This is a genomic window from Streptomyces sp. NBC_01750 (assembly GCF_035918095.1).
Classification (GTDB): Bacteria; Actinomycetota; Actinomycetes; order Streptomycetales; family Streptomycetaceae; genus Streptomyces.
Map to the genome: position 1 here is coordinate 8,175,913 of NZ_CP109137.1, position 21,098 is coordinate 8,197,010.

General features: G+C 68.1%; 19 protein-coding genes and 2 pseudogenes. 12 read left to right on the forward strand and 9 right to left on the reverse strand.

Annotation, left to right across the window (positions count from 1 at the left end; translation table 11 throughout):
* Positions 1-11 precede the first annotated feature (11 nt).
* The 4 genes and pseudogenes from OG966_RS37100 to OG966_RS37115 all read left to right on the forward strand — a co-directional run.
* Positions 12-236: pseudogene (locus OG966_RS37100) on the forward strand (HAD family hydrolase); the annotation flags it as partial.
* A gap of 174 nt (positions 237-410) precedes the next feature.
* Positions 411-668: a DUF5133 domain-containing protein gene (locus OG966_RS37105; RefSeq protein WP_326654485.1), complete on the forward strand. Its 258-nt coding sequence runs from the start codon at positions 411-413 to the stop codon at positions 666-668.
* Between the two features lie 55 nt (positions 669-723).
* Positions 724-1,959, forward strand: coding sequence for an FUSC family protein (locus OG966_RS37110; RefSeq protein WP_326654486.1), 1,236 nt, complete (start codon positions 724-726; stop codon positions 1,957-1,959).
* 96 nt (positions 1,960-2,055) lie between these two features.
* Positions 2,056-2,430, forward strand: coding sequence for a DUF2795 domain-containing protein (locus OG966_RS37115; protein WP_326654487.1), 375 nt, complete (start codon positions 2,056-2,058; stop codon positions 2,428-2,430).
* 140 nt (positions 2,431-2,570) lie between these two features.
* On the opposite strand, the gene OG966_RS37120 is transcribed toward OG966_RS37115, so the two are convergent.
* The gene (locus tag OG966_RS37120; RefSeq protein ID WP_326654488.1) at positions 2,571-3,383 is read right to left on the reverse strand and encodes a VOC family protein; all 813 of its coding nucleotides are present in this window, start codon (positions 3,381-3,383) and stop codon (positions 2,571-2,573) included.
* 361 nt (positions 3,384-3,744) lie between these two features.
* On the opposite strand from OG966_RS37120, the gene OG966_RS37125 reads away from it, so the two are divergent.
* Entirely contained in the window at positions 3,745-5,589 is a 1,845-nt protein-coding gene (locus tag OG966_RS37125) for a transketolase (protein ID WP_326654489.1), read from the forward strand.
* A gap of 60 nt (positions 5,590-5,649) precedes the next feature.
* On the opposite strand, the gene OG966_RS37130 is transcribed toward OG966_RS37125, so the two are convergent.
* Positions 5,650-6,873, reverse strand: coding sequence for a 4-hydroxybenzoate 3-monooxygenase (locus tag OG966_RS37130; protein WP_326654490.1), 1,224 nt, complete (start codon positions 6,871-6,873; stop codon positions 5,650-5,652).
* A 614-nt stretch (positions 6,874-7,487) separates the two neighbouring features.
* On the opposite strand from OG966_RS37130, the gene OG966_RS37140 reads away from it, so the two are divergent.
* The 3 genes and pseudogenes from OG966_RS37140 (at position 7,488) to OG966_RS37150 (ending at position 10,399) form a co-directional block, all read left to right on the forward strand.
* Positions 7,488-8,411: a glutamate ABC transporter substrate-binding protein gene (locus OG966_RS37140; RefSeq protein ID WP_326654491.1), complete on the forward strand. Its 924-nt coding sequence runs from the start codon at positions 7,488-7,490 to the stop codon at positions 8,409-8,411.
* A 17-nt stretch (positions 8,412-8,428) separates the two neighbouring features.
* Positions 8,429-8,661, forward strand: a pseudogene (locus tag OG966_RS37145) (transcriptional regulator); the annotation flags it as partial.
* 340 nt (positions 8,662-9,001) lie between these two features.
* On the forward strand, positions 9,002-10,399 hold the full coding sequence (locus OG966_RS37150) for a DUF1996 domain-containing protein (protein ID WP_442806788.1): 1,398 nt from the start codon (positions 9,002-9,004) through the stop codon (positions 10,397-10,399).
* A gap of 74 nt (positions 10,400-10,473) precedes the next feature.
* On the opposite strand, the gene OG966_RS37155 is transcribed toward OG966_RS37150, so the two are convergent.
* Positions 10,474-11,418 carry a DUF5996 family protein gene (locus OG966_RS37155; protein ID WP_326654494.1) on the reverse strand — a complete coding sequence of 315 codons (945 nt, stop codon included), beginning with the start codon at positions 11,416-11,418 and terminating at the stop codon, positions 10,474-10,476.
* Positions 11,419-11,553: 135 nt separating this feature from the next.
* Complete coding sequence (locus OG966_RS37160; protein ID WP_326654495.1) at positions 11,554-12,390, reverse strand: hypothetical protein; 837 nt, start codon at positions 12,388-12,390, stop codon at positions 11,554-11,556.
* A 229-nt stretch (positions 12,391-12,619) separates the two neighbouring features.
* Here OG966_RS37160 and OG966_RS37165 point away from each other — a divergent pair, with 229 nt between their 5' ends.
* Both OG966_RS37165 and OG966_RS37170 read left to right on the forward strand, forming a co-directional pair.
* Complete coding sequence (locus tag OG966_RS37165) at positions 12,620-14,098, forward strand: glutamate-cysteine ligase family protein (protein ID WP_326654496.1); 1,479 nt, start codon at positions 12,620-12,622, stop codon at positions 14,096-14,098.
* Between the two features lie 210 nt (positions 14,099-14,308).
* Positions 14,309-14,857, forward strand: coding sequence for a hypothetical protein (locus tag OG966_RS37170; protein ID WP_326654497.1), 549 nt, complete (start codon positions 14,309-14,311; stop codon positions 14,855-14,857).
* A 94-nt stretch (positions 14,858-14,951) separates the two neighbouring features.
* On the opposite strand, the gene OG966_RS37175 is transcribed toward OG966_RS37170, so the two are convergent.
* The 5 genes from OG966_RS37175 to OG966_RS37195 all read right to left on the reverse strand — a co-directional run bounded on the left by OG966_RS37175 (position 14,952) and on the right by OG966_RS37195 (position 18,631).
* Positions 14,952-15,260, reverse strand: a complete 309-nt coding sequence (locus OG966_RS37175) for an SCO5918 family protein (RefSeq protein ID WP_326654498.1) — start codon at positions 15,258-15,260, stop codon at positions 14,952-14,954.
* Positions 15,261-15,315: 55 nt separating this feature from the next.
* Positions 15,316-15,714: a CBS domain-containing protein gene (locus tag OG966_RS37180; protein ID WP_326654499.1), complete on the reverse strand. Its 399-nt coding sequence runs from the start codon at positions 15,712-15,714 to the stop codon at positions 15,316-15,318.
* Between the two features lie 59 nt (positions 15,715-15,773).
* Entirely contained in the window at positions 15,774-17,288 is a 1,515-nt protein-coding gene (locus tag OG966_RS37185; protein ID WP_326654500.1) for a DEAD/DEAH box helicase, read from the reverse strand.
* 359 nt (positions 17,289-17,647) lie between these two features.
* Positions 17,648-17,851 (reverse strand): cold-shock protein, encoded by a 204-nt coding sequence (locus OG966_RS37190; protein WP_069775160.1) that lies wholly within the window; start codon positions 17,849-17,851, stop codon positions 17,648-17,650.
* A gap of 432 nt (positions 17,852-18,283) precedes the next feature.
* A complete protein-coding gene (locus OG966_RS37195; protein WP_326654501.1) occupies positions 18,284-18,631 on the reverse strand; it encodes a MerR family transcriptional regulator in 348 nt (115 codons plus the stop codon).
* Positions 18,632-19,265: 634 nt separating this feature from the next.
* Between OG966_RS37195 and OG966_RS37200 the strand changes: the two genes are divergently transcribed.
* The gene (locus tag OG966_RS37200; protein WP_326654503.1) at positions 19,266-19,667 is read left to right on the forward strand and encodes a YciI family protein; all 402 of its coding nucleotides are present in this window, start codon (positions 19,266-19,268) and stop codon (positions 19,665-19,667) included.
* A 3-nt stretch (positions 19,668-19,670) separates the two neighbouring features.
* Positions 19,671-20,975: an RNA polymerase sigma factor gene (locus OG966_RS37205; protein ID WP_326655526.1), complete on the forward strand. Its 1,305-nt coding sequence runs from the start codon at positions 19,671-19,673 to the stop codon at positions 20,973-20,975.
* Positions 20,976-21,098: the final 123 nt, after the last annotated feature.

Here is a 21,098-nt window from a genome sequence, read left to right on the forward strand (position 1 = left end):
CAGTTGCCAGTGCCTTCCGGCAGGCCGGGCACCGGGTGGCTGTGTACGACATCCATCGAGCGCTCGGACGGCCCGGCAGCGACCTCATCGCGTATCTGCTCGGGGAGGACCGGGACACCGGCCGGAACGACGTCATCAGCAAGGCACACAAGGCCCTGTACGGGACGTACTCCGACCGGCTGCCGCCGCAGGAGAAGGCCGGGTACCTGCTGCGGGCCCGCGCCGACCAGGGCTGGACGGACAGTGCGGGCCAGCACCGCCGGGCCGGGCCAAACGAGACCAGAGCTGGTTCTGACCTGCGATGATCGCTGAGAGTAGTCACACGAATGGCGGTGGTCGCCGCTGCGGGTAACACTGGCCCGGACCGCTGGGTGCGCACCCGCTGGTGCTTTCACTCAAGGAGGGCACTGATGTTGTTGCCTGACCTCGCTGTCATCACCGGACTGATGGCCCGCTACCGGGCACATGAGCACCGTTTTCTGGCTGCCCCCCACGACGGTGAAGCGCGCATGCGCTTCGAGGACACCGCCTACACCCTGTGTGTGCTGATGGGTGAGCGCACGGCCAGAGAAGCCGTCGTCGCTGCGGAACGCTACGTCGCGCGAGGCCGGCGGAAGCACGGGCCCGCGGAGGAAGGGGCAGCGCCGCGGAGGCGCGCACCTCGCTAGCGGGCCATACAGCTGGATTTCGTCTGGCCTGCTCGAGCGCGGGAAGAACCAAGGGGTGTCTGATCTTCTTAGTTCAGTAAGAGCGCCGATTGCCGAGCTCGTCAGCAAGCGCAGGGAAGTCGCCGTCGTCCAGACGTTGCGTTCGACGGCGGCCGCGACTCTCGCCTACGTCGCAGCCCTGTGGCTGACCAGCGAACCCGCTCCGCTCACCGCTCCCCTTACCGCGCTCCTCGTTGTCCAGGTGACCCTCTACTCCACTCTCACCACCGGCATCCGCCGAGTGAACTCTGTGATCGTCGGCGTTCTGATCGCCAGCGGCTTCAGCGCTCTCGTCGGCCTGACGTGGTGGAGCCTGGGCCTGATCATCCTGGCTTCCCTGGTGGTGGGGCGCGTGGTGCGTGTCGGTGAGTTCGTCCCCGAGGTCGCGATCAGCGCGATGCTCGTGCTCGGTGTGAGCCGGGTTGCGTACACCGCATGGGACCGTGTGATGGAGACACTGATCGGTGCGGGGGTTGGCCTCCTGTTCAACGTTCTGCTCGTGCCTCCCGTCTGGGTGGGGCCGGCCGGTGACTCCATCCAGGACCTGGCCCGGCGGATGCGCCGGCTGCTTCTCCGCATCGGGGAGGAGCTGACCAGCCCCACTCCTGTGGAGCGCGCCGCCGCCCGCCTCCATGAGGCACGACGCCTCGATCACGACATCGCGGAGGTCGACGCGGCGCTGCGCCAGGCGGAGGACAGCCTCCGGCTCAATCCGCGGGTCAAGGAAGGACTGCTGCGTCGAGTGGTGCTGCGTACCGGGCTCGATACCCTGGAGATCTGTGCGGTGGTTCTGCGGGTACTTGCCCGCACGATGACCGACCTCGCCAAGGAGCGCAGCGAGGAAGACCTGTTTCCGCCGGAGGAGGGGCTCGCCCTCGAGGAGCTGCTGTCCCACGTCGCCGACGCCATCGTCAGCTTCGCCGTCCTGGTGACCACGCAGGTGAGCGAGAGCGCCGACGCGGCGGAGTCCCGGCTGGCCGGTGAGCTCGCCGCGGCCGCCGCGGCCCGCGAGAAGGCTGCGGAACTGCTGCTCGAGGGCGTCAAACGGCAACCGCGCGACTGGCAGCTCTACGGCGCGCTGCTCACGGAGATCGACCGGATCCTGGCAGAGCTGGACATTGCCCATCGCTCCCGGCGACTGATGGAGGAACTGGACCGTGCCTCACGCGAGCAGCACGAACGACACCCGCAGCTCTTCGCCATACGCCGATGGGCGCATGACAAGCGGTCGCGGCGCAGCGCGTCTCGTTGACCGGGGTCCAGCACCTCGTGCATTTCCGACTCTCCCTGCCTGTGTCAGGGAGAACGGATCGGGTACGTGCCCAGTCCCCACGAGCGAGGAGGAGAAATGCAGCGAGGCAGCGACCGCCTCAGCGTCCGCAAGGACGACGAGATGAAGCACGAATTGCAGGGACTGCTCCGTTCAGGACACCCCACCCGGGTAGAAGAGTGGCATGACCCGGAGCCGGGTGCCGATGACGACCCGGAGATCGCGTCCGGCCCCGTGCCTGCGGTGGGGTCTGTGGGCGCCGATGACCAGTTGAGGGTTGAGCTGGCCCGTTACCTCGGCCGCGCCGCTTTCCCGGCGACGCGTGGGGACCTGGTACACATTCTGAGTGAGCGGCACGCCCCGGACCGACTGATCGATCTGGTGAACGGACTGCCGGCGCAGGGGGCGTACGCCACTGCTCGGGAAGTCGTGAACGCCGTGTCGCGGCCGTAAGGCTGCTGTCAGGGCACAGGGCCCGTCAGCATATTCCCTGCGTAACGGGGAACGGAGGCGCCGGACAGGGGGGCTCATCCGCTGCCGGCGCCTTCTGCTGCGGTGACCAGGCGCGCCGTGCGACGGCCATGCGGGGAACGTCAGTCGAGGAAACGGCTGGTGACCGTGAACAGCGCGCCGTCGGCATCGCAGAGCGTCGTCTCGGGTCCATGGGGTGTGGATTGCCGGACCACTACGAAGCCGCCGTTTTTGACGGCCGCCTCGGTGGTGGCGTCCACGTCCTTGACCGGAAAGTGGATGTGCCAGCGGGGCTGGATCATGGGATCCGGCACGGCTTCGGCCGCACCGGAGCTGAGCCGCGCGAGAACGTGCCCGTCGCAGTGCAGGACGACCTCTTCCTCCTCGTAGCTGACCTCGCAGCAGCCAGGGCGCCCGCACGCCCACTCGAGGACTTCTCCGTAGAAGATGGCGGCCTCGAATGCGTTCCGGGTCCGCAGCCTCAGCCAGGTGGGTGTGGTCTTGCGCCAGCTGTGCCAGTCGGGGATGAGTTCGCCTTCCCAGATGCCGAAAACGGCGCCGTCCCGGTCGGATGCCAGGGCTCCGCGCCCCAGCGAGAAGGTGAGCGGACCGACCGCGACGGTGCCGCTGCGCTCCCGGATACGTGCCGCTGCCTCATCCGTATCCGTGACGGCGAAGTACGGGGTCCACGCGACGGGGACCTGCAGCTGAGGTGCGAGGGCTCCGATGCCTGCGACCAGTTCGCCCTCGTGGAAGGCGACGCTGAACTGGTCACCCAGCTTGCCCTTGCGGAAGCGCCACCCGAGGACCGCGCCGTAGAAATCTTGGGCAGCCTTCAGGTCGCGGGCCATGAGACTGACCCAGCAGGGCGCGCCGAACACGGCGGCGCTCGAGGTTGCAGCTGCGGACTTGGCCGCTTTCGTTTCCTTGTCCATCACACTCGGTGTCCCGGTCGAATGGTTCTCGGCGCGTCACGCGGAGTAAAGGGAATCGGTTGCGTACCTCATCCTGCCCCGGAGGCGGGGGACTCGCGAGCCGCGACGCCGTGCAGCCCTCCTCACGCTGCGCGCCGGAGTACCTCGAAACGCAACGGCATGTTTGGCGGTGTCCGGGAAGGGGACTCGACGAATCGGCCGAGCGGCCATGGGACGAATGGACAAAAGCGGCTCCGGGCGCGGACGGCGGTCCCCGCCCGCGGTCCGCTGTTCCCCGTCCCCACGCCTGAGGGGCCCGGGCATGGCAGATCCCGGTGCGGATTCGCCCGGGTCCCGGGTCCCACCGTCAAGGAGGAGTGACATGCGTACCGAACTACTGACGGAACTGGGCCAGCAGTTGCGCGTGGACGCCGTCCGCGCCTCCGACGCGGCAGGTTCCGGGCATCCGACGTCCTCCATGTCCGCCGCGGACCTGGCCGGTGTCCTGCTGGCCAACCATCTGCACTACGACTTCGACCGGCCGGAGCACCCCGGCAACGACCGGCTGATCTTCTCCAAGGGGCACGCGTCGCCGCTCCTGTACGCCCTCTACCGGGCGGCGGGCGTCGTCGACGACGAAGAACTGCTCACCTTCCGGCGTCTCGACAGCCGCCTCGAAGGCCATCCGACGCCCCGGCTGCCCTGGGTCGACGTAGCCACCGGCTCTCTCGGGCAGGGGCTCCCGGTCGGCGTCGGCATGGCCCTGGCGGGCAAGAAACTCGACCAGATCCCCTACCGGGTGTGGGTGCTGTCGGGCGACAGCGAGATGGCCGAGGGGTCCGTGTGGGAGGCCGTCGAGCACGCGGCGTACGAGGGTCTCGACAATCTGACGCTGCTCATCGATGTGAACCGGCTGGGCCAGCGCGGTCCCACGCGCCACGAGTGGGACCTCGACGCGTACGCGCGGCGGCTCGAGGCCTTCGGCTGGCACACCATCGAGATCGACGGGCACGATGTCGCGGCCGTCGACGCGGCGCTGGCGGAGGCCCGCTCCACCTTCCGGCGGCCCACCGCGATCATCGCCCGCACCCACAAGGGGCGAGGCGTCTCCGCCGTCGAGGACCGGGAGGGCATGCACGGCAAACCGCTGCCCGACGCGGAGGAGGCCATCGAGGAACTCGGCGGGCCGCGCTTCATCCGGGTGGAGGTCCAGTCCCCTCCCGCGGCACGGGTGCTCGCCGGAGCCCGCGGCGTGCTTCTTCCCCCGCCGCGCTTCGACATCGGCGACTCGGTCGCCACCCGCACCGCGTACGGACAGGCGCTCGCCGCACTCGGCTCGGCGCGCGGCGACATCGTCGCGCTCGACGGGGAGGTCGGCGACTCGACGCGCACCGAATACTTCGGGAAGGCGCACCCGAGCCGCTACTTCGAGTGCTACATCGCCGAGCAGCAGCTCGTAGCGACGGCCGTGGGGATGCAGGCACGGGGATACGTCCCGTACGCCTCCACCTTCGCGGCGTTCCTGACCCGCGCCCATGACTTCATACGGATGGCAGCCGTCAGCCGCGCCTCGATCAATCTCGTCGGCTCGCACGCGGGGGTCGCGATCGGCCAGGACGGGCCGTCCCAGATGGGTCTCGAGGACCTGGCGATGTTCCGTGCCGTGCACGGCAGCACGGTGCTGTACCCGTGCGACGGCAACCAGACAGCCCGGCTCGTCGAGGCCATGGCCGATCTGCCGAATGTGAGCTATCTGCGTACCAGCAGGGGCGAGATGCCGGTTGTCTACGGTCCGGACGAGGAGTTTCCGGTGGGCGGTTCCAAGGTGCTGCGCACGGGGGAGCGGGACCGCCTCACCGTCGTCGCCGCCGGCGTGACGGTCCATGAGGCGCTCGCGGCGGCCGAGCTGCTGGAGAGGGAGAACATCGGTGTGCGCGTCGTCGATCTCTACTCCGTCAAGCCCGTCGACACGGAGACCCTGTGGAACGCGGCCGACGAGACCGGCTGTCTGCTGACGGTGGAGGACCACCGCCCCGAGGGCGGCCTCGGTGACGCGGTGGCGGCAGTCTTCTCGGACGGCCGCCCCGCACCGCGACTGGTACGGCTCGCCGTCCAGAACATGCCCGCGTCGGCCACGCCGGAGGAGCAACTGCACGCGTCCGGAATAGACGCGGAGTCGATCGCGGCCGCCGCAAGGCTGCTGGTGGAAGAAGCGGTGGTGCGCTGAGTCGGCTGTGCTCGAAGGACGACTTCGAGCACGGGAGGCAACCGCCCCGGCCGGTGCAGGTCAGTAGTCGGTGTCCTTGCCGATGTACAACTCGGCGAAAGTGGCTGCGGCGGCCGGCGAGCCGAAGATGCGCCGCAGCCGGGCAGCGGCGGAGCCCGCACGGAAGGGGTCGCCCGACGATGCTCCGTGCAGCACCTCGGAGAGCCACTGCGAGAACTCCTGGTACTGCCACACACGCCGCAGGCAGGCGTCCGAGTAGCCGCTCAGCCCGCTGTCGTCGCGCTTGCCGAAGTACGCGACGAGCGCGTCACCGAGCAGCAGCGCATCGTGCAGCGCGAGGTTCATGCCTTTCGCGGCGATCGGCGCCGCGAGGTGGGCCGCGTCGCCCGCCAGATACAGCCGTCCGTATGCCATCGGCTCCACGACGTAGTTGTGCATGTCCAGCACCCGCTTCTCGATCAGCCGTCCCTCGGCGAGCGGCCGGGCCCCGTCCGCCGACAGCCGGTCGCGGAGCTCGGACCACACCCGCTCGTGAGGCCAGTTCTCCGGGTCGTCGCCGGGCGGGCACTCGAGGTAGTAGCGGGTTACCCGGGGGCTTCGGGCCATATGGGCGGCGAAGCCGCGCGGATGGACGCCGAAGACGACGGAGTCACAGGACGGCGGCGCCTCGGCGAGGAGAGCCAGCCAGCCGACACCGTAGTCATTCCGGGCGACGGTGGTGTGTTCCGGCGGCATGCACGCGCGGCTCACGCCGCGTGCGCCGTCGCAGCCCGCGATGACATCGCAGTCGATGCGCCGGCGCTCGCCCGTCTCCGGGTCCGTATAGGAGACCGATGGCCGATCCGTGTCGATGGCGTGCAGTTCCACATCGCGTACGCCGAAGCGGACGTCGCCGTCCGCGTCGTCCGCGTACTTGCGCACCAGATCTGTCACCAACAGCGGCTGTGGATAGACGAAGTGGCGGTGTCCCGACAGCTCGCCGTACCGGAACCTGTGACGCTCTCCCGCGAACCGGAATTCGCACTCGCTGTGCGCCTGCGCATGTACCAGCAAACGGTTGGCCAGCCCGCGCCGTTCGAGGGCCCGCACCGCCCACTCCTCGATGAAGCCCGCGCGGGGCCGCTGCTCGATGAACTCTCTGCTCTCCGTTTCCAGCAGTACGCAGTCGACGGCGGCGGCTCGCAGGATGTTGGCGACTGTGAGACCGGCGGGTCCCGCGCCCACGATGACGACGCGGGTGCGTTGTACCGGTGCAGAAGAGGAGGGGGAGGAGGCGACAGTCATCCGAGCATTATGGCGGTGTTCCGTCAAGCACGTGTGCGCTCATCGCGGGCGGGCCGGCACCGGCGCCGACCGGGCGCGAACCAGCGCTCCTGGGCGGTGTCGCTGACACCGGAGTGGTGGGGCAGCCGGCCACGACCGGACCGAGATGGACACGTGGCCGGACCGTGATGCTCAAATTCCGCTCAGATGTAGTGACGGCGAGATGGTCGTGTCCCTATTGTCCTCCCCAACGAAAAGGACGGAGTAAAGAGCCGAATGACGGGCACTTCGGTGGCCGGGGGCGCCGTCCTTGCTGCGGGCCGACCTGGCTTCGATCGGCGGGAAACCGTTAGTCAGGAGAGCGAGGAGTCGGCTCGGCTGCGCGTCGATGCCGGCATGACTCTCGTTTCGGGACGGGCTTCGCGCAGCCTGCCGCGAACCGATTCGTGTTCGCGGCCGATGGCAGGATCGTCGAAGCGGCCGCGCCGGATGAGTTCCGCAACAACCCGCGCAGCGACTGGGCAAGGACCTCCTGTGAAGATCCTGCACTCCTGACGCGCGACTCCCTGCGGCGACGCCCCCAACGTCCCCAACCGCCCAATCTGCTCAATTCGTTGATATAAGGATGTTTCACCATGAAGCCCTGCACGTCCGCCGCAGCTGCGGCGATCGCTGTGCTTGCGGTCGCCCTCGGCGCAACAGCCTGTTCCGGGGACTCCGGCAGTGCCGCTGACAAGGCCGCCGCCAGCTCCGGCGGCTGGGACCAGCCGAAGCTGCCCACGTACACGGTTGCCAAGGACGTCAAGATCGACTCCCCGACCCTGCGGAAGGCCCGGGCGGCCGGCAAGCTCGTCATCGGTGCCAAGAACGATCAGCCTTACCTCGGCTTCCAGGACGCGGACGGCAAGCGGTCCGGCTTCGATATCGAGATCGCCAAGATGGTCGCCGCCGACCTGGGGTTCTCGCCCGAGATGATCGAGTTCAAAACGGTCGACACCAAGAATCGCGAGGCCGCCATCTCCAGTGGCGCCGTCGACCTGTACATCGGCACGTACACGATCAACGACGAACGCAAGAAGCGAGTGGGATTCGCCGGCCCGTACTACACGGCGGGTGCCGACCTCCTGGTCCGCAAGAACGACAGAACGATCAGTGGTCCGTTCTCTCTGCAGGGCAAAACGGTCTGCTCGGTCAAGGGCTCGACCGCGCTCCGGGAGATCAAGAAGCCCGAGTACAACACCACGACCGTCGAGACGTCCAAGTACAACGAGTGCGTTGTGAAGCTGCTCGACGAAGAGGTCGATGCCGTCACCACGGACGACGCCATCCTCATGGGCTACGCCGCCCAGCGCCCGGACAAGCTGAGGGTCGTCGGTAGTCCGTTCACCGAGGAGCCCTACGGCGTCGGCATGAACAAGGATGACAAGGCGCTGCGTGAAGCGGTTTCGGACGCCATCGAGGCGCACGACAGCAACGGCGATCACGAGAAGGCATACGACGCGACGCTTGGTCTGTCCGGCTCCAAGTATGGAGGGGCGTCGACGGTCGAGCGCTACTGAGTTCACACTGCGGGCTTGGATGCGGCACCCGGGTCGAGCTGCGCCCGCTCAACCGGTCCCAAGTTCCCCGCCCGCACCAGCGAGTGGTGGAGTACCGCACTTTCAACGTCCGGCCTGGGACCGCATCGTCGAGGCCTGGGCCGCGAACGACGACCGAGCCTTGGACCACGCCTGGATCGACCAGATCGTCGACCTCGGATCCCAATGGGGCCAGAACGACTACGTCACCAACATCGGGTTCGCTGCCTGACAGTGCCGTCCCGCTGCGTTGCGGCGTCAGGGAACCGCAGCTCCGCCCGCCACTGGGCGAGGTCCTGTTGGGCGGCCGACCAGGGCTTTGCTTCGCACGGACCCGAGCGAGGTCCGTGAAGGTGCCGCCCGGCAGCCGCGTCAGATTTTTCTGCTGATTCTCTGCTGAGTAGAACAGCCCTGGTTTCCGTATCTCACTGCGTTGTGCTGTGTTTCGTGCCCGAGCGGGTGCAGGCACGGCTGACCCGGCCGAGGGGCATGAAGTCCCCGGTGTGACGAAACCAAAGAGGGGCGAGCCTGTGAGGTACGGGCAGAGACACAAGCGGTCCAGATGGATCGGCATGACAGTCGCCGCTGTGGCAGCAATGGCTGTGGGGGGCGGAGCTCTCCTGATGACGGACAACAACGCCTCTGCGGCCCGGGAACCCGCGCGCCGGCAGTGGGCCGCGGCGGCTCCGATGACCATCAATTGTCCGGACGTCGCAGTCCGTCTGTCGCAAGTGCCGCAGCAGGCGCGGCCTACGGTGGACAACGAGCTGGCGCAGCTGGACACCCAGGTCGCGGATGCTTATGGGCAGCTCGCATCAGCCGGTGGGAAGGCTGACCAGAAGTGGGTGCGCACACGAGTGCTGGACCCGCTGTCGTCCCAGCGCCGCCTCACACTGGACCGCATCGCCGCCGAGATCGACCGGGTGGCGAACCGTCCGCAGCAGCTGGAATCGCTGGCATCCTGCACGGTCAAACAGGACGCTGTGGCCCCCGCCTCGGCTTCGGCATCCGCGGCCGCCCCCGACGCCGCAGCTGCGAACCCTCCCGCCCCGGGCGCCTCCGCTCCGGCCGGCGGCAGTCCGGCGCAGACCGGTCCCCAAAGGTCGGACTTCGTGGACATCCGCAAGGTGCGCCCCAATGTCGCCACTCCCCGCCTGCAGCGCAACGCCTCCCGCGGTACGTTCCAGTCGCGCTGCGGGCGCAACGAGAACAAGCACTTCAACCCCGACAACGTCATCGTCGCCCCCGGTGTGAGCAACGGTGCCCACCACATGCACGACTACGTCGGGAACCTTGAGACCGACGCCTTCGCCACCAATGACGACCTCGCCGCCGCGGGCACGACGTGCACCAACGGTGACCGCTCCACCCACTACTGGCCGGTCCTGCGCCTGCGCAACGGGAAGATCGAGGGCGACGCGGACCTCCCCGGTGGAGGAAAGGACGGCAATGTCGGACGCATTCTCCAGCCTGCTTCGGCGCAACTGACCTTCCGCGGCAGCCCCGTCAGCAAAGTCACCGCGATGCCCACGTTCCTGCGCATCATCACCGGTGATGCCAAGGCGTTCACCAACGGGACAGCCAACGCCAACGCCTCCTGGAGCTGCACCGGCTTCGAGAACCGGCAGCTGAAGGACAAGTACCCACTGTGCCCGCGAGGCAGCAATGTGGTGCGTACGTTCAACTTCCAGAGCTGTTGGGACGGCAGCAACACCGACAGTGCGAACCACCGCACGCATGTGGCCTTCGCGGGCCCCAACGGCGCCTGCCCCAAGGGATTCCGGGCCATCCCTCAGTTGGTCCAGCGGATCACGTACAAGATTGCGCCCGGCTCGGTGTTCGCCGTCGACAGTTTCCCCGAGCAGTTGCACAAGCCGGTGACGGACCACGGTGACTTCATCAACGTGATGTCCTCGTCGCTGATGAGGAAGGCAGTGGGCTGCATCAACAGCGGCCGTAGGTGCGGCTGACGCCCGGGCCCCGGCACGGTGGACGCCGTGCCGGGGCCACTATGGTGCGGGTGTCCTGCACGGCGCCCCGGCGTTCACACACGGGGGACCGGCAGTTGAGGGTCCGTAATTCCGCCGGGTGAGGCGAACTGGGCGGTGTCCCAGCCGGCACGTCGGGCTCCGGCCCGGTACGCGCTCTCGTAGAAGGCGAGTACGGCGGAACGAGGATCGCTCTCGGCGCGGGCGGAGTCGTAGGGGAGCACGGCCAGGTGGTTGTCATTGCGTGCAACCCAGTGTGCCGCAGCGGGCGTGAGCGGCTCCCCGGTCAGTTCCGCGGGCTCGGGGAAGGTGTAGGAGTAGAAGGCGGGCTTGGCGAACGTATCGTCACCGAACCAGAACCCGAAGCTGATCAGCTCTCGGGAGTACGCCTCCCGTGTTACGGGATCGATTTTCGGCGGCTGGTCGATGTGACGCCCGGAGAACCGGCTGTGGGCGATGTCGAAGGTGTGCCAGAAGTGGTGTACGGGGCTGGCCTTTCCCGAAAAGCCGGCTGCGAACTCCTCCAGCACCAAAGCCACTTGGCTGAGCACCTGCCAGTAGCGGTTGGCGAGTACGGGATCGTAGGCCGCATGCTCTGTGTCCTCGGCGAACGGCCGATCGGCATCGGGCAGGTCGAACGGCCGGGGAATATTGATGCTCACCCGGACACCCAGCGCGGCCAGAGCCTCAAGGATGCCGCTGTGGAAAGACGCCACGGACTGGCCCAGGAGCGGTACGGACATCGCTCTGCCGTCCAAGGTCGCCACGACCAGCTGATGGTCGACGAAGTCGAAGTCGATCGTGAAGACCGAATGACCGTCGGCCTCTCGCATCGGACGTGTGGTGATGCCGCGTCCGGTCAGATGGAAGGGAACGTTCCACCAGTGGTTGCGCCGGGCACTCGCGGCGAGGCGGATCTTGCCGACGACCTGCGCGAACCTGTGCAGCGTTTCCTTGGTGTCCTGCCACTCCGCGAGCGGTATCTGCGGGAACAGCTCCATCGCGTTCCCCTTCCTGCCCCGCGCTCCTGTCGGCCGGGCAGTTCCATGATGACCATGGCCCGACGCGTACGGCACTTCGCCGGGACCCGATCCGGCGGCTCGGCTGTCGCGGTGTCCTGCGGACGCCGGAGGGAGCTAGGGACGTTCGAAGAGCTGCAGTACGCCGCCGATCGAGAAGCACGCGGCTCCCGCCATGGTTCCCCAGTTGGCGATGGCGACGTTGACCAGGTTTCCGGTACTCGGATCCGTGAAGTCGGCCAGTGCCGAAACCAGGAACAGCGCAGAGCCGAGCTGGTTGACGGCGACGATCCACCAGCCGAGGCTCCGTAGGCGCAGACCGGGACGGCCGTGGCTGACCTCGAGGAGCGCCAGATGCCCGGAAACGAGAAAGAGCAGGCATCCGACGACGTCGGGCGCCCAGATCAGCCGGTTCACCTGCCGGGCCGACAGCCCTTGGAGGAACGAGTCCAGCAGATTGATGCCGAAGACCACTGTCCCGGCGAACAGCACAAAGGTGCTCAGCCAGTCGATCCGCATCGGCTCGTAGCTCCACCACCGCCAGCGGCGGGTGGCCAGGGCGCCGGCGCCGCCGGCCCGCCGAGGGGCGTTGATCGTCTGCAGGAGGGAGGCATAGGCGCCGGTGTTGAAGAACAGGCCGCCCACGAAGTAGACCGTCGCGCTCTGGGTCGGATTGCCGGATCCGAACTGGGCGAGTGCGGCGCCGAGGACGAACAGTGCCCCACCGGCCGTGAACGCCGTCGCGGCCACGGCGTTGAGGGCCCGAAGCCTGTGCAGGGTCTCTTCGTCCGCATACTGCGCGCTGGCCTCGGCGCCCTCGGGCCCGACCCTGAGCACGCCGCGTTTGCGTGCCGCGCGCGACTCCCAGACCGCGTTGCCGCCTCCGGCGAGGCGCCAGCTGAGGCGCGTGGTGAACGGTCCTGCGCCCTCGGCGCGCTCTTCGGTGTGGGCCACGTGCCGAGCCTAAGAGCGAGCGCGGGCCCGGACGTGGACCGCCTTGCGCTCTCCTGCGGAGAAGGTGAGAGGTGCAGCGGGAGACTGCTCGTGTCCGCAGCTCACGGGCGGTCAAGGTGCGCGTCAGGGGGCATACGTGCGGCGTGCGCCCCCGGTCTTGGCTGGTCCGGGCGGTGGGGGAGTGAGACCCTTGGAGCGGGGTGTCTGCCGAGGGGACTCGGGAGGGCTGATGGGACGAGATGTCCCGGCGCTGGTGTTCACCCGCGAGGACCGCCGCCGGTACCGGATCAAGATGCAGGAGTGTCTCGACGCGTTCGCGCAGATGCTGGCCGAGTCACGATTCGAGTTCGAGCGGCCGCAGGTGGGTCTGGAGATCGAGCTGAATCTGGTGGACGAGCGCGCCGAACCGGCTATGCGTAACACCGACGTACTCCAGGCGATCGCGGATCCCGCCTGGGCGACGGAGCTGGGCCGGTTCAACCTCGAGATCAACATCCCGCCGCGGCGCCTGACGGCCGGTGGTCCCGATGCGTGGGAGAAGGAGATCCGGGATGCCCTCAACCATGCGGAGGAGCGGGCCACGGCGGTCGGTGCGCACCTGATCATGGTGGGAGTCCTGCCGACGCTGCGGCAGCTGGATGTGAGTGAGGCGGCGCTGTCGGAGGATCCGCGGTACCGGCTGCTGAACGAGCAGGTGTTCGCGGCCCGGGGAGAGGATCTGCGGATCGATGTGGACGGGGTGGACCGGCTGCGGACGTACGCGGACACCATCACGCCCGAGGCGGCGTGCACGAGTATCCAGTTTCATCTACAGGTCTCGCCGGACGAGTTCGCGGATTACTGGAACGCAGCGCAGGCGATCGCGGGGGTGCAGGTGGCCCTGGCTGCGAACTCGCCGTTCCTGTTCGGCAAGGAGCTCTGGCACGAGACACGTATCCCCCTCTTCGAGCAGGCCACCGACACCCGGCCGCAAGAGATCAAGGTGCAGGGGGTGAGACCCCGGGTGTGGTTCGGAGAGCGGTGGATCACCGGCGTCTTCGATCTCTTCGAAGAGAACGTGCACTACTTCCCGGCGCTGCTGCCCCTGTGTGACGAGCAGGATCCGAAGGAGACACTGGACGGCGGAGACACGCCCGAACTGGCCGAGCTCACTCTCCACAACGGCACGATCTACCGCTGGAACCGCCCGGTCTACGCCGTCGCCCACGACAAACCGCATTTGCGGGTGGAGAACCGGGTGCTCCCCGCCGGTCCGACGGTTGCCGATGCCCTCGCGAACGGCGCCTTCTACTACGGGCTGACGCGCGCCCTGGTCGATGAGGAACGGCCGGTCTGGTCGCGGATGTCGTTCTCGGTGGCGGAGGACAACTTGCACGCAGCGGCGCGCCAGGGGATCGACGCGCGCCTGTACTGGCCCGGGATGGGTGAGGTGCCGGTGTCCGAACTGGTGCTGAGGCGTCTACTGCCGCTGGCGCACCGGGGGCTGGAGCGGTCGGGCATGGACGCGGCGTGGCGGGAACCGCTGCTGGGGATCATCGAACAGCGGTGCGTCACCGGCCGCAACGGCGCGGTGTGGCAGAAGGAGATGTTCCATCACATCCATGACTCCACCCATGTGGGGCGCCATGAAGCGCTGCGGCGTATGACACAGCAGTACATGGACTACATGCATCTCAACGCACCTGCCCATACCTGGCCGGTCGAGTGAACGGGTGAGGCCTCGCGGGTCGGCGGCGCCGCGGTTGCACCCCCGCCCGGTACCTGCGTGGTCGCGGACACACCACTGTGCTGTGTCGGGTCGGCTACGGTTTGTCACTGAAACCTGCATTTCGGGCACGGTGGCTTCACGGCGGAAAGGCGCACGCATGACCCCGATCCTGGCCGGCGCTGCGGCAGGCGTGCCCGAATACGGGTCGGTATGACGACACCGGATCCGCAACCGTCACCGGCCGCACTCCGGCAGAGAGACGCCACCGCCGCCCGTGCCGGCGACATCGCGGCCGCACGGCTCAAGGAACGGATCTACGCGACCATCACCCTGACCGCTGTCGTGGTGACTCTCGCCGAGGCGGGCGAGCCCGACCACCTGGAAGCGGCGCTCACCGTGGCCGTGACAGCGCTCGGGGTCTGGCTGGCCACGCTGGTCGCTGACGAGCAGGCGCACCGTGCTGTGACCCGGCGCAGCGCGAACCGGGCAGAAATCCGGACAGGGTTGTATGTCTCCAGTCCGCTGCTGCTGAGTGCCGTGGGACCACTGGCGCTGATCGGCATGTCGGCGCTGGGCGCGATGGGTCTGGGTACGGCGCTGCTGACCGGTGCCGGGGTGGAGGTGGCGACCCTGTTCTTCTGGGGCTGGCGGACCGGCCTGCGGATGGGCAACGGGCCGCTGAGCGCGCTCACGTCAGGCCTTTTGGACACCGCGATCGGCGTGGGCGTCGTGGGCGTGAAGTTCCTCGCGGGTCACTGAACGTGCCGTTGTCCTTCCGGAACACCGGCCCACCCGGACGGAAGAGGGCTCCGACCAGCTGCCTGTCGGAGCCCTCAGTGCTATCGGGTCCCGGTCACATCTGCGCCGCTGCTCCGAGCTGTGCCGAAGCCGTTTCCAGCGGGGTGAGAACGGGGGGATGGACGATCGCGGGGGCGGTGTGACAGGTGAACCCGAGGCGCGTGAGGGCCCTGGTCACTTCGCCGGCGGTGAAATCGCGGCGATCCTGTCCGGTGATCACTTCGCCCACCTGCTTGACGGGGAAGGTGCGGCGGCCGATGGTCACGGACTCACCCGTGACGGGTTCGGGCTTGATGCCCTTCATCGACTGCTGCACATCATTCTTGACCAGGTCGAAGGGGAAGCGGGCGATGACGCAGCGCATAGTGCCTCAACAGGGTTGGAGGGATGGGCGGAGACGGAATTCAGGCCAGGTGAGATCAGTGGGTGAGGGCGAGGACACCGAGGATGTACCCGTCCTCGTCGACCACAGGTGAGGCACCGAGTTCGCGGGCCCGCATGGCGTATTCCGCTTCGGGCAGCGACGTCTCGGACAAGGTGAACGGTCCCCGGTCGTGGACGATGTCACGCAACCGCGTGTCCTCGGCGTACCAGGAGCCACTGCGGTATGCGGTGAGCTGGGCCCGGGAGACCAGACCGGCACAGCGATCGTCCTCACCGCGGACGATCAGGTGCCCCACGCCGGCGCCGATGAGGACGGACAGGGCGACGTCGACGATCATGTCATCGCCGACCTGAGGTCCGGGTTTGGTCATGGCGTCGGCGGCAGTCAGCCCGATGCGGGCCGTCTGCCGTGGCTGCGTGAGAATCAGCGTCAAGGGACACCTTTCGTGTTCGTCGGATCAACGGGCCGAGCGCGACTGCCAGGGCTGCGATTTCACGCGGCGCTTCTGAACGATGACTGGCGCTGCGAGGTGCCCGTCCGCCCCTGGGACGCAGCGGGGGAGCGGCGCGCCTGGGCGGGGCGGCTGCGCCGGCCCCGGGACGACGAGGCGCTGCGCTTGGGGCGCTCGGTCACGGGTGCGGTGATGGTGATGGGGATGCCGGAGGGGGGCTGTGCGCCGGTGATGCGGCTGAGTTCGGCTTCGCCGGAGCGGACCTGGGCGGTGTGCGGGGTGATGCCGGCGGCTGCCATGAGGCGTGCCATGTCGCGGCGTTGGTTGGGCAGGACCAGGGTGACGACGCTGCCGGATTCGCCGGCGCGGGCGGTGCGGCCGCCGCGGTGCAGGTAGTCCTTGTGGTCGCTGGGCGGGTCGACGTTGACGACGAGGTCGAGGTTGTCGACGTGGATGCCGCGGGCGGCGACGTTGGTGGCCACCAGTGCGGTGACGTGGCCGGTCTTGAACTGGGCGAGGGTGCGGGTGCGCTGGGGCTGGGACTTGCCGCCGTGCAGTGCGGCGGCGCGTACGCCGCTGTTCAGCAGGTGTTTGGTGAGCTGGTCCACGGCGTGCTTGGTGTCCAGGAACATGATCACCCGGCCGTCGCGGGCCGCGATCTCGGTGGTGGTGGCGTATTTGTCGGTGCCGTGGACGTGCAGGACGTGGTGTTCCATCGTGGTGACGGCGCCCGCGGAGGGGTCGACGGAGTGGACGACCGGGTCGTGGAGGTAGCGGCGGACCAGGAGGTCGACGTTGCGGTCCAGGGTGGCGGAGAAGAGCATCCGCTGGCCTTCGGGGCGTACCTGGTCCAGGAGTTCGGTGACCTGGGGCATGAAGCCCATGTCGGCCATCTGGTCGGCCTCGTCCAGGACGGTGATGTTCACCCGGTCCAGGCGGCAGTCCTTGCGCTCGATGAGGTCCTTGAGGCGGCCCGGGGTCGCCACGACGACCTCGGCCCCGGCGCGCAGTGCGCCGGCCTGGCGGCCGATGGACATGCCGCCGACCACGGTGGCCAGCCGCAGCTTCAGCGACCGGGCGTACGGGGTGAGCGCGTCGGTGACCTGCTGGGCCAGCTCCCGGGTGGGCACCAGGACCAGCGCCAGCGGCTGCCGGGGCTCCGCGCGCTTGCCCTCGGTACGCGCCAGCAGGGCCAGGCCGAAGGCGAGCGTCTTGCCGGAGCCGGTACGTCCTCGGCCCAGAACATCCCGCCCGGCCAGCGTGTTCGGCAGCGTGGCCGCCTGAATCGGGAACGGCACGGTCACACCCTCGGTGCGCAGCGCCGCGAGCAGGGGCGCGGGTATGTCCAGTTCGGCGAAGGCCTCGACGGCGGGCAGCGCCGGGGTGGTGGTGACGGGCAGGGCGAACTCCCCCTGCAGTGCGGCGGGACGACGCCCGTAGCCGCCGGAGCGGTTGCCGGGGCGGCTCTGGCCCTGCGGGCGGAAGCGGGCGCCCCGGTCGGAACCGGCGGTGCGGGGGTTGGAGTAGCGGTCGTTCGTGCGAGCTGAGCGGTTCATGCAGAACCTTCCTCGATATGGCACGTATCGAGGGATTCTCAGCAGCAATGAGCGCCACGGAATCGCAAGAACGAGCCGAAGTGAAAGCGGGAACGAAGTCTGGCCGCCGACGAAAGAGCGGGGCCGATACGTCAAAATGACTGGCAAACGCCAGAGGGGCTGGGATGCCGAATCATGGGAATCGGGCGGACCTGTGTCAGGCGGGTCCCGTGGAGGGTTCGACTGCCGTGCGGTGAGAAAACGCGTATTGCCTCTCGCCTCGCGTGAAGCAGCCGCGGCCCTGGCCGAACCCGGAAAAAGCAACGAGCCGGGGCCCGCACCCCAAGGTGCGGGCCCCAGCTGCGTCGTGCTTGTCAGCGTCAGGCGGGAACGATGTTCTCGGCCTGCGGGCCCTTCTGGCCCTGCGTGACGTCGAAGTTCACCTTCTGGCCCTCCTGCAGCTCACGGAAGCCCTGGGCGGCGATGTTCGAGTAGTGGGCGAACACGTCAGCGCCGCCACCATCCTGCTCGATGAAGCCGAAACCCTTTTCCGCGTTGAACCACTTGACGGTGCCAGTAGCCATGTCATATCTCCTTCGGGGCAGTGCCCGGAGCCCGCACTGTGCGAACTCCGCGTCGCCGCGATGATTGCCCCGCCCGGAAAACATCCGGAAATACATTAAGTGCACGCTCCGGCATTAACGCCGGTACGGGCACTTGAAGTCTTTGGGAACCACAACTGCAACTGAGAACAACGGTAGCACGGCGCAAGCGGTCGGGCGCGGCGAGTAATATCACTCCGCCCGCCGTGCCATAAACCCTCATCGCGCATTGCTCGAATATCTGTGCCTGCGGCAATAGATACTCGGGTGAGTGGAGCACATGGGAGCGGAACGGGCCGGGCGGCCGACGCGCCGCGGGTAGGGGAACGTGACCTCTTCGCCGGGCCGGTGAACGGCAGGCCTGTCCGGGCGTGTGCCTGGCAGGGGGCGGGGGTCCGTCGGTGCCCGGAGCGGTCAGGAGCCGGTTGCCCCGCCGGAGTCAGCCGTTGGCCGGCGCAGTTCCTCGTTGATCCGCAGGGCTTCCTCGAGCTGGTCTTCCAGAATGACGATGCGGCAGGCCGCGTCGATCGGTGTCCCGCCGTCGACCAGTTCGCGTGCGCGAGCGGCGACGCGCAGTTGGTAGCGGGAGTAGCGGCGATGGCCGCCCTCGGACCGCAGCGGGGTGATGAGACGGGCTTCGCCGACGGCCCGGAGGAAGCCGGGCGTAGCGCCGATCATTTCGGCGGCGCGACCCATGGTGTAGGCGGGGTAGTCGTCGTCATCGAACCGGTCGCTGGTCTGCGGTGAGGCTTCTGGAGTCATTTGCACCTTTTCGGGACGCGTCGAGGGGCCCCCGGTGCGTAGACACCGGGGCCCCGAGGGGTATCAACACCATCTGCCGGCGCTGTGCGCTGGCTTTCGTATTCCGCGTGTCCGCCCTTGAGGGCGGAAGTGCGGGGATCGCGGATGCGTGACCGGGGACCACCTTCCAATCGGGGCCTGCGGTACCCGGGCGAACGGGATCCTCGCCCGGGCGATCCTGATGGCGTCTGCTCCTCTCTGGTTGTTCGGGTCGTACTGCTCTGAGAAATGCGGTGTTGCAGGGCGACCTGGGGGGCCGCCAGGGCCGACTCCGTAGTGTTTCGCTCACATCGTCGGCTACGCGAGAAACTCTAACCGTGAGGGCGCGTTATTTCTAGCCCGGACGCGGTAGATTTTCCAGGTCCTGGAGAGAAACTATCTTCGCACTGCCCTAGGGCTCGAAGCCTCGCCACCGCATCCGACGTGCTGCTGCCCGGCTGAGGGGCCGGCCCTGGCGAAGGTGACCGGCCCGGTGGCCGGACTTGTCCCGTGGAACTTTTTCGGCAGATCCTTGCCGAGGATGTCGAAATCCCGGCGCGTGCTTCTACCTGTCCATGAGACCGCCGACCAGGCGCACGAGTGTGAGGAGCAGGCCATGAAGTACATGCTGCTGATGCAGTTCAGCGAGCAGACAGCGGACTTCCCGTCGATCGGGACCTGGGCGCCGGAGGAGATTCAGGCGCACATCGCGTTCATGAAGGACGCGAACAAGAAGATCGCCGACGCGGGGGAGTTCGTTGACGCACAAGGGCTGGCCATGCCGGAACAGGCAAGGATCGTGCGTGCGGGGGAGGGGGGAGCGCCACTGATCACCGAAGGTCCCTACCCTGAGACCAAGGAGTTCCTGGCGGGCTACTGGATCGTTGACTGTGACACCCCTGAGCGGGCGTACACGATCGCCGCGCACGTCTCGGCCGCACCCGGCCCGGGCGGTGCCCCGCTGAACATGGCGATCGAGGTGCGCCAGGTGATGTCGGCACCGACCGAGGAGTTGTAGGCACTGGCCGCGACGGATGCGGACGCCCATGGCCTGCTGCGCGAACTGGCGCCGCAGGTCGTGGGTGTGCTCACCCGGCGTTACGGGGACTTCGACGCGGCCGAGGACGCGGTCCAGGAGGCGCTGCTGGCCGCCGCGACCCAGTGGCCGGACGAGGGCTTGCCGCGAAATCCGCGGGGCTGGCTGATCCAGGTCGCGAGCCGCCGTATGACCGAGCAGGTGCGCAGCGAACAGGCGCGTCGCCGCCGGGAGGATCTTGCGGCCAGACGGGAGCCCGCCGACCGTCGGTCGGCGCCGCCGGCCGATGAGGACCAGGCGCTGGACCGGGACGACACGCTGATCCTCCTGTTCATGTGCTGTCACCCCGCCCTGACGCCCGCGTCGGCGGTAGCCCTCACACTGCGGTCGGTGGGAGGCCTGACCACGTCCGAGATCGCGCGTGCCTTCATGGTCCCCGAGGCGACGATGGCCCAGCGGATCAGCCGGGCCAAGCAGCGCATCAAGGCCTCCGGGATCCGCTTCCGGATGCCGGACCGCACAGACTGGGCATCCAGGCTCGATGCCATGCTGTCCGTTCTCTATCTGATCTTCAACGAGGGCTACACCAGCAGCGTCGGCCCCGATCTCCAGCGCGTCGAGCTGTCCCGTGAAGCGATCCGGCTGGCCAGGGCTGTGCACGAACACCTCCCCGATGACAGCGAGGTCGCCGGACTTCTCGCGCTGATGGTTCTCAACCATGCCCGCAGCCCGGCCCGTACAGGGCCGGGTGGCGAACTGATCCCGCTCGCCGAACAGGACCGGAGCCTGTGGGACGGCAGCGCCATCGAGGAGGGCATCGCCCTGGTCACCGCCGCCCTGCCCAGGGGTCCCATCGGCCCGTACCAGGTACAGGCTGCGGTTGCCGCCGTCCACGACGAGGCGAAGAACGTCGAGGAGACCGACTGGCCGCAGATTCTCGCGCTGTACGGCGTGCTGGAACGCATCTCCGCCAATCCTGTGGTCTCACTCAACCGGGCCGTCGCCGCCGCCATGGTTCACGGCCCGGCCGCCGGGCTCGAGATCCTCAAGGCCATCGAGGCCGAGGGGAGCCTGGCAGGACATCACCGGTTGTATGCCGTTCGGGCTCATCTCCTTGAAATGACCGGCGACCGGCAGGCCGCCATCGAGAACTACAGCGCAGCGGCAAACCGTACGACCAGCCTTCCGGAACGACACCACCTCACCATCCGCGCTGCCCAGCTGGCCTCGACGCCCGAGTCGGCCCCGGAAGGGCATGCACCGCAGGACAAGAACAGCCCTGCGACGTGACCGTTCAGTCGATGGGAACCACGGTCACGGCTTGGCCCCGGGAAGTTGACGGTGCGCCACTTGACGCCTTCATGGAATGTCGGAGACGTGTCTGCGGCTGACACAGCTCCTCCGGGGCAGACA

What these genes read in the sequence shown, in the direction of transcription:
- OG966_RS37105 (WP_326654485.1), top strand. Translation starts at nt 411, where the DNA reads ATGTTGTTGCCTGACCTCGCTGTCATCACCGGACTGATGGCCCGCTAC.
- OG966_RS37115 (WP_326654487.1), top strand. Translation starts at nt 2,056, where the DNA reads ATGCAGCGAGGCAGCGACCGCCTCAGCGTCCGCAAGGACGACGAGATG.
- OG966_RS37120 (WP_326654488.1), bottom strand. Translation starts at nt 3,383, where the DNA reads ATGGACAAGGAAACGAAAGCGGCCAAGTCCGCAGCTGCAACCTCGAGC.
- OG966_RS37125 (WP_326654489.1), top strand. Translation starts at nt 3,745, where the DNA reads ATGCGTACCGAACTACTGACGGAACTGGGCCAGCAGTTGCGCGTGGAC.
- OG966_RS37130 (WP_326654490.1), bottom strand. Translation starts at nt 6,873, where the DNA reads ATGACTGTCGCCTCCTCCCCCTCCTCTTCTGCACCGGTACAACGCACC.
- OG966_RS37140 (WP_326654491.1), top strand. Translation starts at nt 7,488, where the DNA reads ATGAAGCCCTGCACGTCCGCCGCAGCTGCGGCGATCGCTGTGCTTGCG.
- OG966_RS37150 (WP_442806788.1), top strand. Translation starts at nt 9,002, where the DNA reads ATGACAGTCGCCGCTGTGGCAGCAATGGCTGTGGGGGGCGGAGCTCTC.
- OG966_RS37155 (WP_326654494.1), bottom strand. Translation starts at nt 11,418, where the DNA reads ATGGAGCTGTTCCCGCAGATACCGCTCGCGGAGTGGCAGGACACCAAG.
- OG966_RS37165 (WP_326654496.1), top strand. Translation starts at nt 12,620, where the DNA reads ATGGGACGAGATGTCCCGGCGCTGGTGTTCACCCGCGAGGACCGCCGC.
- OG966_RS37170 (WP_326654497.1), top strand. Translation starts at nt 14,309, where the DNA reads ATGACGACACCGGATCCGCAACCGTCACCGGCCGCACTCCGGCAGAGA.
- OG966_RS37175 (WP_326654498.1), bottom strand. Translation starts at nt 15,260, where the DNA reads ATGCGCTGCGTCATCGCCCGCTTCCCCTTCGACCTGGTCAAGAATGAT.
- OG966_RS37185 (WP_326654500.1), bottom strand. Translation starts at nt 17,288, where the DNA reads ATGAACCGCTCAGCTCGCACGAACGACCGCTACTCCAACCCCCGCACC.
- OG966_RS37190 (WP_069775160.1), bottom strand. Translation starts at nt 17,851, where the DNA reads ATGGCTACTGGCACCGTCAAGTGGTTCAACGCGGAAAAGGGTTTCGGC.
- OG966_RS37195 (WP_326654501.1), bottom strand. Translation starts at nt 18,631, where the DNA reads ATGACTCCAGAAGCCTCACCGCAGACCAGCGACCGGTTCGATGACGAC.
- OG966_RS37200 (WP_326654503.1), top strand. Translation starts at nt 19,266, where the DNA reads ATGAAGTACATGCTGCTGATGCAGTTCAGCGAGCAGACAGCGGACTTC.